Genomic DNA, 14,502 nt, shown 5'->3' on the forward strand with positions numbered 1-14,502 from the left:
TTTACAACGGCGCCGGTCGCCCGCTCCGCTCGTACGGGTCGACCACGCTGCCGGCTATGCCGGCGCGGATCATGCCGAACAGTTCGCCACGCCACCCGCGCCCCTTCGAGATCTCCGTCGAGATGGTCACGACGACCAGATCCTCGGCGGGGGCGACATAGATGTACTGGCCCCCGTAGCCGCTGGCGATGTAGGCGCTGCGTTCCCGGGACCCTCGGAGCCACCAGAGGTAACCGTAGCCGCCGTAGATCCGGCCGCGTCCGCGCGGCCCGACAAGTCCGGGGCGGGTGGACCGGTCGACCCACTGCCAGGGCAGCAGTTGCTCGCCGCCCCAACGGCCCCGATTCAGGTAGAGCTGACCGAACGTCAGCATGTCGCGCGGCAGGAGGGAGAGGTTGTTGCCGCCCATGTGGACGCCCTGCCGGTCGCGCGCCCAGGCCGAGCGGCGGATTCCGAGCGGATCGAAGAGGTGCTCGCGGGCGAAGTCGTGGGTGCTTTGACCGGCGGCGCGGGCAAGGATCGCCGAAAGCAGGTGGGTCCCGCCGGTGCTGTACGAGAAACGGGTTCCCGGCTCGGCCTGGAGGGGCCGTGCCAGGGCGGCCCGAACCCAGTTGCGGGAAGCCACCCAGGAACCGTAGTTGCCGAAGCTGGTCGATTCGAGACCCGACGTCATCGTCAACAGGTGGCGCACCGTAATCGCCTGCTTTCGTGGATCGTCGAGATCGGCGGCTTCGGGCAGCACCTCCGCGATCGGTTGATCGAGTTCGAGAACACCCTCTTCGACCGCCAGGCCGGCCAGTGCCGAGAGGACGCTCTTCGAGGCCGACTTCAGATTGTGCAGGCGGTTGCCTGCAGAGCCGCGGAAGTAGCGCTCGGCGACGAGGCGGCCGTGGCGCGCGATCAGCAAACCGTGGAGGCCCTCGAGTTCGCCGATGTCCTGGATCGTCTGTTCCAGCCGGTCCGCGTCCAGCCCGACCTGGTCGGCTGGGACCAGTTGCCACTCGCCGGGCCAGTCGTCGTCGGGAGGAGGTAGCGGCAACTGGAACTCGACCAGGAGGCCGGGATGATCGGAGATCGCCGTGTCGGGCAAGGCGGGTGGCCATTCGCTCCAGAGGGGCCACCACCCGGACGCTTCGGCGTCGAGCAGCACGTGGTCGATGCCGCCCGGGAGCAGGTCGCGGTAACCCGCCGCCTCGAAGCGGCCGAGCGCAGGGTGGCTGCTATCCAGGTTGAAGTCGCCCGCGATGAGCGCCGGCCGGGCTGGCAATGAGAGGACGCGCTCCAGCAGGTGTTCGGTCTGGGCGCCGGCGAGTTCAGGGTCGCCGTTCGCTGCGTGGACGCCCACCACGTCGAAAGGTAGAGCCGGGTGCTCAATCTGGGCGGACAGGGCGATCCGGCGCTCGAAACGGTCCCGGTCGGGAAGGAGTGGCCAGGTCGCCGGGTCGGCAATGGGAAAGCGGCTGAGGATTGCCGAGCCTTCCTCGAATCCGAGCCAGCGCAGCGAGCCGTTAGCGCGGGCGTAGACCGCCTGCAGATCGAGGGCCTCGGCCAGGCGGTCGGCGAGACAGCCGTCGGCGACCGTGCACCAGGCTTCCTGGAGGACGACGATGTCGGGTCGCAGGTGGGCGATCGCGTCCGCAAGGCGACCCGCACGCACCAGGCGGTCCGAGGCGGTAGCGGGTGGCAGGAGGCGCCCTTCTCCGTCTGGATAGCCGTGGTATGCGTTCAGTTGGAGTACACGAAGCCGATCGGCTCCAGGCACCGGCTCCGCTGTCGCCGGGCCGCCCACCAGCCGTGGCTCCGCCGGCTGCTGGCGAGCCAGCAGCTCGACGAAGGCCGGACTCGATGCCGCAGCCAGCAGGCCGAGGCTCAGGACCGTGCCGCGCAGCGCCGGATGAACTCGACGGGCAAGGGCCGCCACTCCGATCGAAACGAAGCCGGCGAGTGCCGCAGCGACGAGAACGAGCCGCGCCGCGTCAGGCTGGACGACGGTGATCGATCCCGCGATCCAGGGGATCGAACCCAGCGCCACGGCGGTCAGGCCAGCGGCTGAAGCCGCGGCGACGGCGGCGAGAGGCGGGCGCGGGCGCGTCATGATTGCGGGGAGACTATGCGTAGCGGTCCAAACGCCGCACGGCGGAATCCGGGTGCTACCCTAGGAGTTACAGACTACGAGCAACGCTCTTGCGGCTTTGCCGCGGAAAGGAGGTCCGGAATGGGTTGTCGAGAAATCCGCCGGATGGTCCCTGCCACCGTCGCGTTCTGCTCGGTCCTGATCCTTGCAGCGGGTTGTGCGGCGCCCCCGGAGGAAGAGGCGCCGGCACCGGAAGTGGATCCGGTGGCCGAGAATGAAGCGGCCCTGAACGAACTGGCGGCCAAGTATCTGCAGGCCGTGAACAGAGGCGATGCGGATGGCCTGGCGGTGCTGTACACCGAGGATGCAATCCGGTTCCCTTCGGATGGCCGGCGCATCGAAGGGCGCGACGCCATCCGGCTGTTCGCCGCCGCGGACTACGCCGATACCGACTGGGAGATGCAGCTCCACGTCGAGGAGAGCGACTACAGCGGCGATCTGGCGTTCGTGCGGGGCACGTACGCCATCACCCTGACACAGAAGGAGAACCCTTCCGCCGTCTACCAGGAAGTGGGCAAGTGGATGGACCTGATGCGTCGCGAAGAGGACGGATCGTGGTTGATCGCGCGGGAGATGTCGAACCGGGATTACCCGCCGGGTCAGATGCCCGATCCGCCCGGGGAGGAGGGTTGAACATGAAGTGGCTCACTCGTGTGCTCGAGTATCCCGCGATCAGCCTGCTGGCTGTCCTCTTCGTTGGTTTGTTCACCGTCGCCTGTCCGCCGGCCGAGGAGGAGGTCGCCGAGGAGCAGAGCGCGGTCGAACCCAGCATCGGTGACGAGAGGGCCCTCAACGCTTTGATCGCCGACTTCATGGTCGCCCTGAACACCAGCGACGCGGACGCCATGGCGGCGCTGTATGCGACGAACGGGCGCAGGATGCCGCCGAACGGGCTTCCGCTCGTCGGCCGGGAAGCGATCCGGCAGGACATTGCGCAGACCTTTGAAAGTTCGGATCTCGAGGTACAGCTTCAGGTCGAGGAGACCCGGTTCAGTGGTGAGCTGGCCTACGTCCAGGGCACCTTCGCCCTTGGAGTGACCCCGAAGGACGGTTCACCGCGGACGGATTCCCTGGGCAACTGGATGCGCCTGATGCGGCGCGAGCCGGATGGCAGGTGGCTCGTAGCGTACGAACTCTGGAACTTCGAGTCGTAGGCCAGAGTCAGCGGCTGCGGGGCAAGGGCTGAGTTCGCCGGCACCGTCTTGGCGGCGGGCTATGATCCGTCGCCGCTCCTGATGTCCGAACCACTACCGCAGCTCCTCACCTTCATGGGCGCCCCAGGGTCGCCCTACACGAGAAAGATGCGCGCGCTGCTGCGCTACCGGCGCATCCCGTACCGGTTCCTGATCTCGGGCGCCGGCGGCCGCGAGGATCTGCCCGCCGCCAAGGTGCGCCTGCTGCCGACCTTCTACCTGCCCAATGCCGAGGGCGAGATCGAGGCGGTCGTCGACTCGACGCCGCTGATCCGGCGCTTCGAAGCAGAGTTCGACGGTCGCTCGGTGGTTCCGCCGGATCCTGTGACCGCGTTCATCGACTACCTGCTCGAGGACTTCGGCGACGAGTGGCTGACCAAGGCGATGTTCCACTATCGCTGGGTCTACGAGGCGGACATCGAGAAAGCCGGCCAGATCCTGCCCCGCTGGAGGCAGGTCGAAGGTCCCGAGGAACAGTTCCAGCAGGCGGCGAAGACGGTCTCCGAACGCCAGATTTCGCGACTCTGGGTCGTGGGCTCGAACGAGACGACGGGCCCGGTGATCGAGGCGAGTTACCGGCGCATCCTGGAGCTGTTCCGGGATCACCTGACGGAGCGGCAGTTCCTGATGGGCAACCGTCCCGGCGCTTCCGACTTCGCGTTCTTCGGCCAGTTGACGCAACTCGCGGCCTTCGATCCGACGCCGATGGCGGTGACGTTGGAGGTGGCGCCGCGCGTCTATGCGTGGGTCGATCGGGTCGAGGACCTGTCAGGCCTTGAACCGACCGGGGACGACTGGATCGGGCGCGAGCTGCCGGCGACGCTCCGGGCGCTCCTCGGCGAAGTCGGCCGCGTCTACGCTCCCTTCCTGATCGCCAACGCGAGAGCGCTGGCGTCGGGCGCCGAGAGCGTCGAGTGCGAGATCGACGGCCGGCCCTGGGTGCAGAAGCCGTTTCCGTACCAGGGCAAGTGCCTGATGTGGTTGCGGGAGCGGTACGAGGAGTTGACGGCTCAGGACCGGTCGGCTGTGGACGGGCTGCTGGACGGCACCGGTTGCGAGATCTTGTTCGGGGGCGCGGGAGCACCGTCCTAGCGCCGCCAAACCTGTCGCAGACTCCATGTTTGGCCCCAGCCTCCACTTCCCCAGAACCTCGCGCCGCGGAACTTGCTTCGCTGCGCTCTGAGGCGCGAGCTACCAGGTGCCTTCAAGCGGCCGGACCGGATTCTGGCAGTCGTTCAACCCGAGGTTCTACGGCTGGAGGATGTTGCCGGCCGCCTGGCTCATCTACGGCCTGGGCGCGGCGCCCTTCTATAGTTGGGGCTACTACTCGCCGGAGTTGGCGGCCGAACTTGGTCTGAGCAGGGGCGATACCGGCCTCGCCTTTGGTAGCTGGACCTTCTTCGGCGGCGCGGTGGCGCCGCTGATTGGCATCTGCCTGACCCGCTACGGACCGCGCCCCGTGTTTACCGCCGGCTTCCTGGCCACGGCGGTCGGCTACTTCCTGACCAGCCGTGCCATGGGTCTCTGGGAGGTGCTGCTGTACTTCGGGCTTTTCGCCGGCCTGACCCACGGCTTCTCCACCGTGCTGCCGACTCAGACCCTGGCGGTGAATTGGTTCCTGCGGTACCGGGCCCGGGCGATGATGTTCCTGATCACGGCCGCCGGCATTCTGGGTCCTCTGATCCTCAGGTTCGACGCCGCTTTGCTGGAGCGTGGTCATACGTGGCGGGATGGTTGGGCGGTCATCGCCGGTTTGTGCGCGGCGCTGGGCGTCCTGTCCTACCTCGTTATCCGCAGTAGACCGGAGTCGATCGGTCAGTTGCGGGATGGCGCCCGTTCACTGGACGAGCTGCAGTCCGCGACGGCCGGGACCGCGGTGGAGACTCTCGATGAATGGACCGCGCGGGAAGCGCTGCGTACGCCGCAGTTCGCGTTGATGGTGGTTTGTGGCCTCGGCTACGCGGTCCCTTGGGGCGTGCTGGGCGCGCATGGTCGTTGGCACCTGGAGGACAATGGATTCGATCTTGGTGCGGCGGCGGTTCTGTTGGGGCTGATGGTCTTGGCGAGCACAGCGGGTCGCATATGCGGTGGCTTCGCCGACAGGTTCTCGCCGCCGCGTCTACTCGGTGTCGCCCTCGCGATGGAGGGTACGGGCCTGTTGCTGTTCCTGTTCGCCCGCACCACGGATGTCGCGCGCGTCTCGCTGGTCCTGCTGGGTTTCGGCTTCGGCATGGCCTACATCTGCCAGGCGGCGACCTTCGCCAAGTTCTTCGGGCGCCGCGCTTTCGCCACGACGACCGGCACCAGGTTCGCCGTGGGCGCGCCGTTCGGCGCCGGTGTGCCGTGGATCACCGGTTGGGCGTTCGACACCCAGGGCAGCTACGCGATCCCGTTCATTACGATCGCAGCGGTGACCCTGACGGGATCGGTGGTTGCGTTGCTGCTGCGACCGCCGAGAAAGAAGACGGGCCGGCCCTAGGTGCGGTGTCAGGAGCGGCGCGTGGTCGCTCTCCCGCGGACGTGGGTCCGATAGGCGTGAAGCGCTCGTTGACGGGCCTCGGCGTGGTCGACCATCGGTAGCGGGTACGTCTCGCCGAGTCGTACAGCCGCTTCGGAGAGCGTGGCGTGCTTTGCCAGCCAGGGGGCGTGGATGGCCTTGTCGGGCAGGTGTCGCAGTTCGGGAAGCCAGGTCCGGAGATACGCGCCCGATGGATCGTAGCGCCGCGACTGGGCTACGGGGTTGAAGATGCGGAACCAGGGGGCCGCGTCGGCACCGCTTCCCGCCGTCCACTGCCAGCCGCAACTGTTGTTGGCCCAGTCCGCGTCGACCAGGGTGTCCCAGAACCAGTCCGCTCCGTGCCGCCAGTCGATCAGCAGGTGCTTGGTCAGGAAGGAGGCGACGAGCATCCGCACCCGGTTGTGCATCCAGCCGGTGGTCCAGAGTGCCCGCATCCCGGCGTCGACGATCGGATAGCCGGTCTCGCCCCGCTGCCAGCGGCGGAGGTCCTCCGGCGCGTCCCGCCAGGGCATGCGGTCGAACTCCGGCCTGAGGTTGCGGGTGCCCATCTCCGGGTTGTGGAACAGGAGATGGTGGCTGAACTCGCGCCAGCCGAGTTCGCGCAGGAAGGCGTCCCGGCCTGGGCCGGGCGATAGAGCCGTGGCCTTGGCGGCGATCTGACGGGGACCGATCTCGCCGAAGTGCAAGTGCGGCGACAGGCGGCTGGTTCCTTCGATGCCGGGCCGGTCGCGCTCCTGGTCGTAGTGCTCGGCCGCACCGGCGAGGAAGGCGCGGAGGCGCTGCTGCGCGCCCTCCTCGCCGGGCTGCCAGACGTCGCGGAAGCCGGCTGCCCAATCCGGCTCGTGGCAGCGGAGCTCCCAGCTTTCGAGGTCTTCGCTCGCCGGCCAGGTGGCCGGCGCCGCGGGCGGTGGCGGAATTGCAACGGGTCGAGCGAACCCGTGCTCCAGGCACTTCCGCCAGAACGGTGTGAACACTCGGTACGGCCCGCCTGTGCCGCTTCGGATGTCCTCGGGCTCGAACAGGAGACCGGCCTGGAACGTCAGCGTCTCGAGTCCGGCTTCGGCGCAGCGTTCCGCGATCTCCTCGTCGCGTTGCGTGATCGCCGGTTCGTGCAGCCGGTTCCAGACGAGCGTCGAGGCGCCGGTTTCCCGAGCCAGATCCGCGACGATGCGGCAGGTGTTCCCGCGCCGGAGGATGAGCCGACTCCCCTGGCCTCGCAACGCCCGGTCGAGCGCCTGAAGACTGCCGTGCAGCCACCACCGCGATGCGCCGCCGATCGGCTGCTCGCCCTCCTCCTCATCGAGCACGAAAACGGGGACGACGGGACGTCCGGTCCCGACTGCCCACGACCACGCGGGGTTGTCAGTCAGCCGCAGGTCCCGCCGGAACCAGGCGAGAATCGGTCGCTGCGCGGTCGGAGGCATGCAGGCGGAGCGTACGGCAGTTGACGACGCTGGCTCGACGGAGCAGAGTGTCCGAGCGATGAGGCGAATGAGAACGGGCCCGATCGGCCTTCGACCCGCCGTTTCGACCGCCGTCGGCCTCTTCCTGCTCGCGCTTTCCGTCCCGCCTCCCCCGGCAGCTGGCGAGGACTGGCCGCAGTGGAGAGGGCCAGGGCGGGACGGCGTTTCGACCGAAACCGGGCTCGCCGACCGCTGGCCCGCGGGGGGACCGCCGCTGCTGTGGCGCGTCGACGGCCTGGGCGAGGGCTACGGCACGGTGGCGGTGGTCGACGGCTCCCTTTACGTCCAGGGAACCCGCGGCGGTCGAAGCCTGGTGTTCGCCCTCGATGCGTCGAACGGCAGCGTCCGCTGGGAGCGTGAGCTCGGCTCGCGGTTGCGGGACGGCCGCGGCAACGGTCCGCGGGGAACGCCGACCGTTGCCGGCGATTCGCTCTACGCGCTGACCGGCGTGGGGGAACTGGCACGCATCCGTCTCTCGGACGGCAGAGTCGCATGGCAGCGGAACATCCTCCGGGACTTCGGCCAGCGGAACATCAGTTGGGGGATCAGCGAGTCGCCCCTGATCGAGGGCAACTGGGTGGTCGTGATGCCGGGCGGCGACGGCGGCGCGATCGCGGCCCTCGACCGGGAGACGGGCGCCACGGTGTGGACCAGCACCGGCCTGACCGATCGGACCGGCTACTCCTCCCTGATCGCCGTCGACCTGGAGAACGGCGCCGAGCCGCTACGAACGATCGTCGGCTTCACGTCGCGGGCAGGCGTCGGCGTTCGGGCCTCCGACGGCGAACTGCTCTGGCACTACCGCGAGCCGGCGAACCGCACGGCGAACGCGGCGACGCCGATCTACGCGGACGGCCTCGTCTTCTACACCTCGGACTATGGCACCGGCGGCGGCGCGCTCCGGGTGCGGGTCGTCGGCGACAACGTGCGCACTGGACAGGCGTGGTTCGAGTCGCGACTTCGCAACCACCACGGCGGCGTCGTGCTCTACGAAGGACATCTCTACGGCTTCTTCGGCAGCGCCCTTGCGTGTGTGGACTTCGAAACCGGTCGGACCGTGTGGCGAGACCGCAGCGTTGGGAAGGGCTCGCTCACTCTCGCGGACGGCAAGTTGTTCCTGCTCGGCGAGAGGTACCTCGCTGGTCTGGCGGAAGCGACTCCTGATGGCTACGTCGAACGGGGTCGATTCAAACTGGACAACCGCGGCCGTCCAAGCTGGGCCCATCCGGTGGTCAGCAACGGTGTGCTCTACATCCGCAACTGGGACGAACTGCTGGCCTACGACGCATCGGCCCGGTAGGCGGACCGCTGCCCGCAGTAGTCCGTGCCGATCAAGTACCTCGGTTCCAAGCGGCAGTTCGTGCCGCTGATCGCCGATGTTGTCGAACAACTTCGACCGGCCTGCACGGTGCTCGACCTGTTTTCGGGCACTGCGAGAGTGGGCGCCGCGCTGAAACGGCGGCAGTACCGGGTGCTGGCGAACGACTACCTGGCCTGCGGCGAGGCGATCGCCCGCTGCTACGTCGAAGCCGACGGCACGTCCGAGCAACTCCGGCAGGCGAGGCTGCTGATCGACGAGTTCAACCGGCTGCCGCCGTCGGCGGAGTACTTTACGGAGGTCTTCTGCGAGAAGAGCCGCTACCTGCAGCCGAAGAACGGTGCCCGTGTCGACGCCATCCGCGAGGAGATCGAGCGCAAGGACCTAGACCCGGAACTCCGGGCGATCGTGCTCGTCTCTCTGATGGAGGCGGCCGATCGGGTCGACAGCACGACGGGCGTGCAGATGGCCTATCTCAAGCAGTGGGCGCCTCGAGCTTCCAATGACCTGGAGCTGCGGCTGCCTGAGATCGCTCCGCGCGCCGATGCCGGCAAGGGCAGGGCGCACCGCATGGACGCGACCGACGCCGTAGGGGTGCTCGAAGCGGACATTGCGTACCTCGATCCGCCATACAACCAGCACAGCTACCTGGGCAACTACCACGTGTGGGAGAGCCTGGTCCTGTGGGACAAGCCCGAGCACTACGGTGTCGCCTGCAAGCGCATCGACTGCCGGGAACGCAAGAGCGACTTCAACAGCAAGAAGAGGTTCCGCGCCGCGTGGGAGCGGGTGGTCGATCGAGTCCGCGCGCAGCACCTCATCGTTTCCTTCAGCGACGAGGGCTTCATCGGCCGCGAGGAGATGGAAGCGGTGCTGGCTCGTCGGGGGGAGGTTCTGGTGATCGAGAACGACTACAGGCGGTACGTCGGCGCCCGGATCGGCGTGTTCAACCCGAGCGGCGAGAAAGTCGGTCGCGTCAGCCACCTGCGGAACAAGGAGTACTTGTACGTCGTGTCACCTGAGAGGCTGCAGGAGGCCGCCGTACGAGCGATGACGACAGCCGATTGACATACCGACATACTTCGCTGTAGGTTCACCTGCATGCGCACGACGGTACGGCTCGACGACGAACTGCTGGCAGAAGCGAAGCGTTACGCGGCGCGGACGGGGCGGACCCTCACCTCTCTGATCGACGAGGGGCTCCGAGAGGTGCTCGCACGAGGTGAGCGGCGGGCGCCGGCGAAGCGTGTCGAGCTGCTGACCGGCGGAGAAGGCGGCCTGAGGCCCGGAATCCGAAGCGATCGACTGACGGACTTGCTCGACACCATGGACTGCGAGCGCTTCCTGGATCTAGTTGATCGTTCCTGACGTCAACGTGCTCGTCTACGCGCACCGCGCGGACATGACCGAGCATGAACCGTACCGTGAGTGGCTCGATTGGTTGGTGAACTCTGGCCCGGCCTACGGCATGTCGGAGATGGTGCTGAGTTCCTTCGTGAGAATCGTGACGAACCGTCGGATCTACTCGAAGCCGACAGAAAACCACGAGGCCCTTGCCAGCGCCGCCCGACTGCTGGCACCTCCCCAGTGTGTTCCGGTTCGACCGGGTCCGGGGCACTGGGAGATCTTCGAGGACCTCTGCAAACGCCATGCACCTCGGAGCAAGCTGGTCGCCGACGCCTATCTCGCGGCGATCGTCATGGAGGCGGGGTGCGATCTGGCCACGGCGGACAGGGACTTCGCGCGTTTCGAGGGTCTTCGCTGGCACCATCCGCTGGCCGGGAGACCGGGCGGTGCGGGCGATGTCGTGATGGAACCGACGCGTCGCCCCTGGCTCGTGTCGGACTGACACTTTCCAGCGTTGCTCACCTTGGGTGCGCCGGCGTCTTCGCCGGCATCCGGTGCCGAGGGCCTGCCTCGGGAGCAGGTCAGTCGTGCAACGGACCCGATCGCTCGCCGTCGGCGAACGCGATCTGGAACCCCGGACGGCCTTCGAGCCGACTCAGGTAGGCGACGACGTTCGGGTACCTGTCGTCAAGCACACGCAGTCGCTGCGCCAGGGCCAGCGAGTAGCCCATCATGATGTCGGCGGCCGTCAACTCACTTCCCAGCAGGTAGTCGCGTACTCCGAGCGCCGCCTCGACCGCGTCGAGGCAGATCTTGGCGCGCTCCTGGCCGTCCTCGACGACGGCGGGGATGCGCTCCGCCTCCGGCTTGAGGATGCGGTGGTGGACCATGTCGCCGAGTGGCCGGGCGAGGCTTGCCTCCGCGAACCAGGACCACTGCAGCAGGAGCGCGCTTTCCGGCGTGCCGGGCCGTGCCTGCAGGCGGCCCTCGCCGTAGCGCTCCAGGATGTAGTGGACCATCGCGCCGGACTCGATCATGGTGAAGGGGTTGCCGTCCGCGTCGACGTCCGTCAACGCCGGCACCTTGCCGATCGGGTTGAGCCGCCGCCACGCGGCTGACTTCCGGTACTCCGGGCTGAAGTCGACCGGGACGACTTCGTAGGGAAGGTCGAGCTCCTCGCAGAGCCAGATGACGCGCGCCGAGCGGGTGCGCGGGACGTGGTAGATCGTGATCATCGAGTTTGTGGTGGAGGCGGCAGGCGATCAGGCCGCCGCGTGCGGCGGCCTGACCGAGACTCCGCGTTCCGCGCTACGCCAGGGCGCGCTCGAACAGGGCCAGGAGCCGGCTCCACGCCCGTTCCGCCTGGGCCTCGTGATAGACGGGCGTGTCGGGTGGGCACCAGCCGTGCATCGCGCCGTCGTAGACCTCGATCTCGGCCGGCAGGCCCGCCTTCTCGAAGGTCTCGCGCAGCACGTCCTTGGCCTCGGGTTGGCGCTGATCGTCGTTCTCGGCGATCGCGAACAGGTAGTGAGCCGTCATCTTCTCGACGAGAAGGTGCGGGCTGTCCGGCCTGTCGGTGACAAGGCCTCCGCCGTGAAAGGAGGCGCCGGCGCCGATCCGGTCGGGGATGGCTGCCGCGGTCCGCATCGTCATCGGACCACCCATGCAGTAGCCCATCGTCCCCATCTTCCGGCCCTTGTCGACGGACGACTGGCTGTCCAGGAAGCTCACGAAGGCCTTCGCGTCCGTCACGTTGGTTTCCGGACTCAGCGAACCCATCAGCGGCCGCAGGGTCTCGCGCAGCGCGCCGAAGTCGGTCCCTTCGGCGATGGGCGCCTTCTTCGACCGGTAGTACTGGTTCACCACCAGCACCGAGTAGCCCGATTCGGCGAGGCGCGTCGCCATTTGCCGCATCGCCGGGCGCAGACCGAACGCGTCCGGCCAGATGAGGACGCCCGGATGGGCGCCGCTCGCCGGATGCACGAAGTAGCTGTCGCAGACGCCGTCGGGAGTCGTGACCTCGATCTCGGATTCGGTCACGCTCTGGGCATTCGCGGGCCGGGGAAGGAGCATCGTCAGCCCGGCTCCGGCCGAGACGGCGCCGAACTCGCGGCGGGTCAGTTGCTTCCCGTGCAGGTACCTGGCGTTCTCGGCGTCTGTCCTGTCGTCACACATTTGGGTCTCCTTGCTGGCTGGCTGGAACTTGGGTGAACCTGGGTCCTGACTCTAGACGTGGCTTTCGCCGGGCTTGTGCTGGCAGCCGCGGAAGCGCTCCACGCGGACCCGGTCCGGCAGCCCGAGCGCTTCCGTGCGTCCGACCTTGGAGGTGTAGAACGCGAACAGGGTGCGCCGCTTCAGATCGCTGAAGAAGGCAGCCCCGGCTGCGAGTTCTGGCGGGTGGTCTTCGTGGTCGTCGCTGATCTCGCGCAGCATCTCGAGCTGGCGGGCCGCGTCGAGACTGACGAAGGTCGAACCATGGACTTCCTGCGCGCGCCGGTCGATCCAGTCCAGTCCGCCGAGCGCGGCCAGTTGATCGTCGCCGTCGGCGAGCGAGAGCTCGAGGTCGATGAACTCGTGGACGCCGGCGTCGCGGGCGCCGGGCGTGTCCGTGCGCGGCAGGATGTGCTCGCAGAGCGTGCCCAGCAGTTCGCCCTGGGCGGGCGTCAACAGCCGGGGGGTCCAGCCGGAGCCTTCGGCCTGGTAAGCGGCCACCGCCGGGATCGCGGCGCGAATCGGCTCGGCCTGCAGGGTGGCGTAGCCGAACGCGCCGGCGCCGGCCGCCAGGACGTTCCGCCTCGTCGTCCGCTTGCTCATGCCAGTTCTCCCCGCTTGTGCTGGTCGATCAGGTACTCAGTGGAACGCAATGCCAGCGACATCATGGTCAGCGTCGGATTGACGCAGCCGATGCTCACGTAGCAGGACCCGTCCATGACGAACAGGTTCTTCACCGTGTGGGACTGCTGGTACTGGTTCAGGTAGGAGGTTCCCGGATCGTCGCCCATGCGGGCCGTGCCGACCTCGTGGATGCCCGAGCCCAGCGGCGCCGGTTCCGTGTTCTGCGTGATGTTCGTACAGCCGAGCGCCTCCAGCATGGCGCGGCCCTCTGCGATGATGTCCTGGACCATCGCGTACTCGTTGCTGCCGAGCGTGCAGTTCATCTGCAGCACGGGCACGCCCCACTTGTCGGTCACCTCCGGGTCGAGGGTGACGCGGTTCTCGGGTCGCGGGAGGATCTCGCCGAAGCCGCCGAGGCCGATCGTCGAGATGGTGCTCGACTCGACCATCCGCTTGAAGTCGGCGCCGAAGCCCGGAATGGCGTTGCCGTGCTGCCAGGTGGTGATGTTCTCGCCGCCCTGGTAGCCGTAGCCCCGAATGAAGTTCGGGTTCCTGGTCGCCGGGTCCTTCAGGTTCTGGAAGCGGGGTATGTAGATGCCGTTTGGCCGGTTCGCGCGCTCCGGTTGAGCGCCGGCCCGCGCTTCCAGGACGCCGCGCACCCCGGTCGCGTAGATGTGGTCCATCACGTAGCGGCCCAGGCAGTCGCTCTCGTTGGCGAGACCGCCCTCGGCCGAGTTGAGGAGGATGCGGGTCGAAGCCAGGGTCGAAGCGCACAGCACGACGACGTCGGCCTTCGCTTCCCGGGTCAGGTCCGTGTTCTTGTCGACGTAGGTGACCCCGGAGGCGAGGTCGCCGGCCTTCATGTCGACCTTGATGACGGCGGCGTCCGGCACCAGGGTGAACCGGCCCGTCGCCTCGCAGTCGACGAGGGTGGTCTGCGGCGAGTTGAAGTAGGAGTTCGTCCGGCAGCCGTAGTGGCAGGGGCCGCAGTAGTGGCACATGTCACGGCCGTTGTGCCGGCGGGTGAGGACCGCGTTGCGGCCGATCGTCATCGGCCGGTTGAACTTCTCGGCCAGGGTCTCCTTCAGCATCGCCTCGCCGCAGGTGAAGGCCATCGGCGGCAGGAACTCGCCGTCCGGCAGGATCTCCAGCCCCTCCTTGCGGCCGTTGACGCCGATGTAGCGCTCGACCCGGTCGTAGTACGGGGCCAGGTCGGCGTAGCTGATCGGCCAGTCCAAGCCGTACCCGTCGAGGCTGGCCGCCTTGAAGTCGTAGTCGCTCATCCGGTACGACTGGCGTGCCCACATGATCGAGCGGCCGCCGACGACGTTGCCCTGGATCCAGTTGAAGTGGGTGCCGGGGGCCTCGGTGTAGGGGTTGTCGACGTCGTCGATGAAGAAGTCCGCGTTGACCTCGGTGCAGGCGTAGCAGTACGACTGGCGGTGCCGGCGCTGGAGCAGTTCGTTGCGCGGGTCGGGGCGGCCGCGGAGTTCCATGTCGTGCGGCAGGGTGTGCTCGCGGAAGTCCGTGGCCGGGTCGAAGGCGCGGCCCGCTTCGAGCATCAGCACGTCCATGCCCGCCTCGGTAAGAACTTTCGCGGTCCAGCCGCCGGTGGCGCCGGAGCCGACGACGACCGCGTCGTAGGTCCTCGTGTCGGAGGTCTGCTTCATGCGGGGGAAGTTCTTGGGCCAGAG

At 67.9% G+C, this 14,502-nt stretch carries 14 protein-coding genes; 8 read left to right on the top strand and 6 right to left on the bottom strand.

What is annotated here, in order from left to right; all coding sequences use genetic code 11:
- Window position 1: 1 nt before the first annotated feature.
- Window positions 2–2,095, bottom strand: a complete 2,094-nt coding sequence (locus tag OXG83_00110; protein MCY3963407.1) for a serine hydrolase — start codon at window positions 2,093–2,095, stop codon at window positions 2–4.
- Window positions 2,096–2,239: 144 nt separating this feature from the next.
- Here OXG83_00110 and OXG83_00115 point away from each other — a divergent pair, with 144 nt between their 5' ends.
- The 4 genes from OXG83_00115 (at window position 2,240) to OXG83_00130 (ending at window position 5,806) form a co-directional block, all read left to right on the top strand.
- A complete protein-coding gene (locus OXG83_00115; protein ID MCY3963408.1) occupies window positions 2,240–2,767 on the top strand; it encodes an SgcJ/EcaC family oxidoreductase in 528 nt (175 codons plus the stop codon).
- A gap of 2 nt (window positions 2,768–2,769) precedes the next feature.
- Window positions 2,770–3,288, top strand: coding sequence for an SgcJ/EcaC family oxidoreductase (locus OXG83_00120; GenBank protein MCY3963409.1), 519 nt, complete (start codon window positions 2,770–2,772; stop codon window positions 3,286–3,288).
- Between the two features lie 81 nt (window positions 3,289–3,369).
- Window positions 3,370–4,419: a glutathione S-transferase gene (locus OXG83_00125; protein ID MCY3963410.1), complete on the top strand. Its 1,050-nt coding sequence runs from the start codon at window positions 3,370–3,372 to the stop codon at window positions 4,417–4,419.
- A gap of 106 nt (window positions 4,420–4,525) precedes the next feature.
- A complete protein-coding gene (locus OXG83_00130) occupies window positions 4,526–5,806 on the top strand; it encodes an MFS transporter (protein MCY3963411.1) in 1,281 nt (426 codons plus the stop codon).
- An 8-nt stretch (window positions 5,807–5,814) separates the two neighbouring features.
- On the opposite strand, the gene OXG83_00135 is transcribed toward OXG83_00130, so the two are convergent.
- Entirely contained in the window at window positions 5,815–7,269 is a 1,455-nt protein-coding gene (locus OXG83_00135; GenBank protein MCY3963412.1) for a deoxyribodipyrimidine photo-lyase, read from the bottom strand.
- Window positions 7,270–7,336: 67 nt separating this feature from the next.
- Between OXG83_00135 and OXG83_00140 the strand changes: the two genes are divergently transcribed.
- From OXG83_00140 to OXG83_00155, 4 genes are read left to right on the top strand one after another with little or no spacing between them, the layout of a single operon-like run.
- Window positions 7,337–8,608, top strand: a complete 1,272-nt coding sequence (locus OXG83_00140) for a PQQ-binding-like beta-propeller repeat protein (GenBank protein MCY3963413.1) — start codon at window positions 7,337–7,339, stop codon at window positions 8,606–8,608.
- A gap of 24 nt (window positions 8,609–8,632) precedes the next feature.
- Window positions 8,633–9,694 (top strand): DNA adenine methylase, encoded by a 1,062-nt coding sequence (locus OXG83_00145; GenBank protein MCY3963414.1) that lies wholly within the window; start codon window positions 8,633–8,635, stop codon window positions 9,692–9,694.
- A gap of 33 nt (window positions 9,695–9,727) precedes the next feature.
- Window positions 9,728–9,994 (top strand): type II toxin-antitoxin system VapB family antitoxin, encoded by a 267-nt coding sequence (locus OXG83_00150; protein ID MCY3963415.1) that lies wholly within the window; start codon window positions 9,728–9,730, stop codon window positions 9,992–9,994.
- Window positions 9,981–10,475 (top strand): type II toxin-antitoxin system VapC family toxin, encoded by a 495-nt coding sequence (locus tag OXG83_00155; GenBank protein MCY3963416.1) that lies wholly within the window; start codon window positions 9,981–9,983, stop codon window positions 10,473–10,475. Before OXG83_00150 ends, OXG83_00155 begins: the two co-directional genes overlap by 14 nt.
- 79 nt (window positions 10,476–10,554) lie before the next feature.
- Here the strand turns inward: OXG83_00155 and OXG83_00160 are convergent, their stop codons facing one another.
- The 4 genes from OXG83_00160 to OXG83_00175 form a co-directional block, all read right to left on the bottom strand.
- Window positions 10,555–11,208, bottom strand: coding sequence for a glutathione S-transferase family protein (locus OXG83_00160; protein MCY3963417.1), 654 nt, complete (start codon window positions 11,206–11,208; stop codon window positions 10,555–10,557).
- Between the two features lie 73 nt (window positions 11,209–11,281).
- Window positions 11,282–12,148 (bottom strand): dienelactone hydrolase family protein, encoded by an 867-nt coding sequence (locus tag OXG83_00165; GenBank protein ID MCY3963418.1) that lies wholly within the window; start codon window positions 12,146–12,148, stop codon window positions 11,282–11,284.
- Between the two features lie 51 nt (window positions 12,149–12,199).
- On the bottom strand, window positions 12,200–12,787 hold the full coding sequence (locus OXG83_00170; protein MCY3963419.1) for a gluconate 2-dehydrogenase subunit 3 family protein: 588 nt from the start codon (window positions 12,785–12,787) through the stop codon (window positions 12,200–12,202).
- Complete coding sequence (locus OXG83_00175) at window positions 12,784–14,478, bottom strand: GMC family oxidoreductase (GenBank protein MCY3963420.1); 1,695 nt, start codon at window positions 14,476–14,478, stop codon at window positions 12,784–12,786. The genes OXG83_00170 and OXG83_00175 overlap by 4 nt, the downstream gene beginning before the upstream one ends.
- Window positions 14,479–14,502 lie beyond the last annotated feature (24 nt).

The organism is Acidobacteriota bacterium, assembly GCA_026707545.1.
Taxonomy (GTDB): domain Bacteria; phylum Acidobacteriota; class Thermoanaerobaculia; order Multivoradales; family Multivoraceae; genus Multivorans.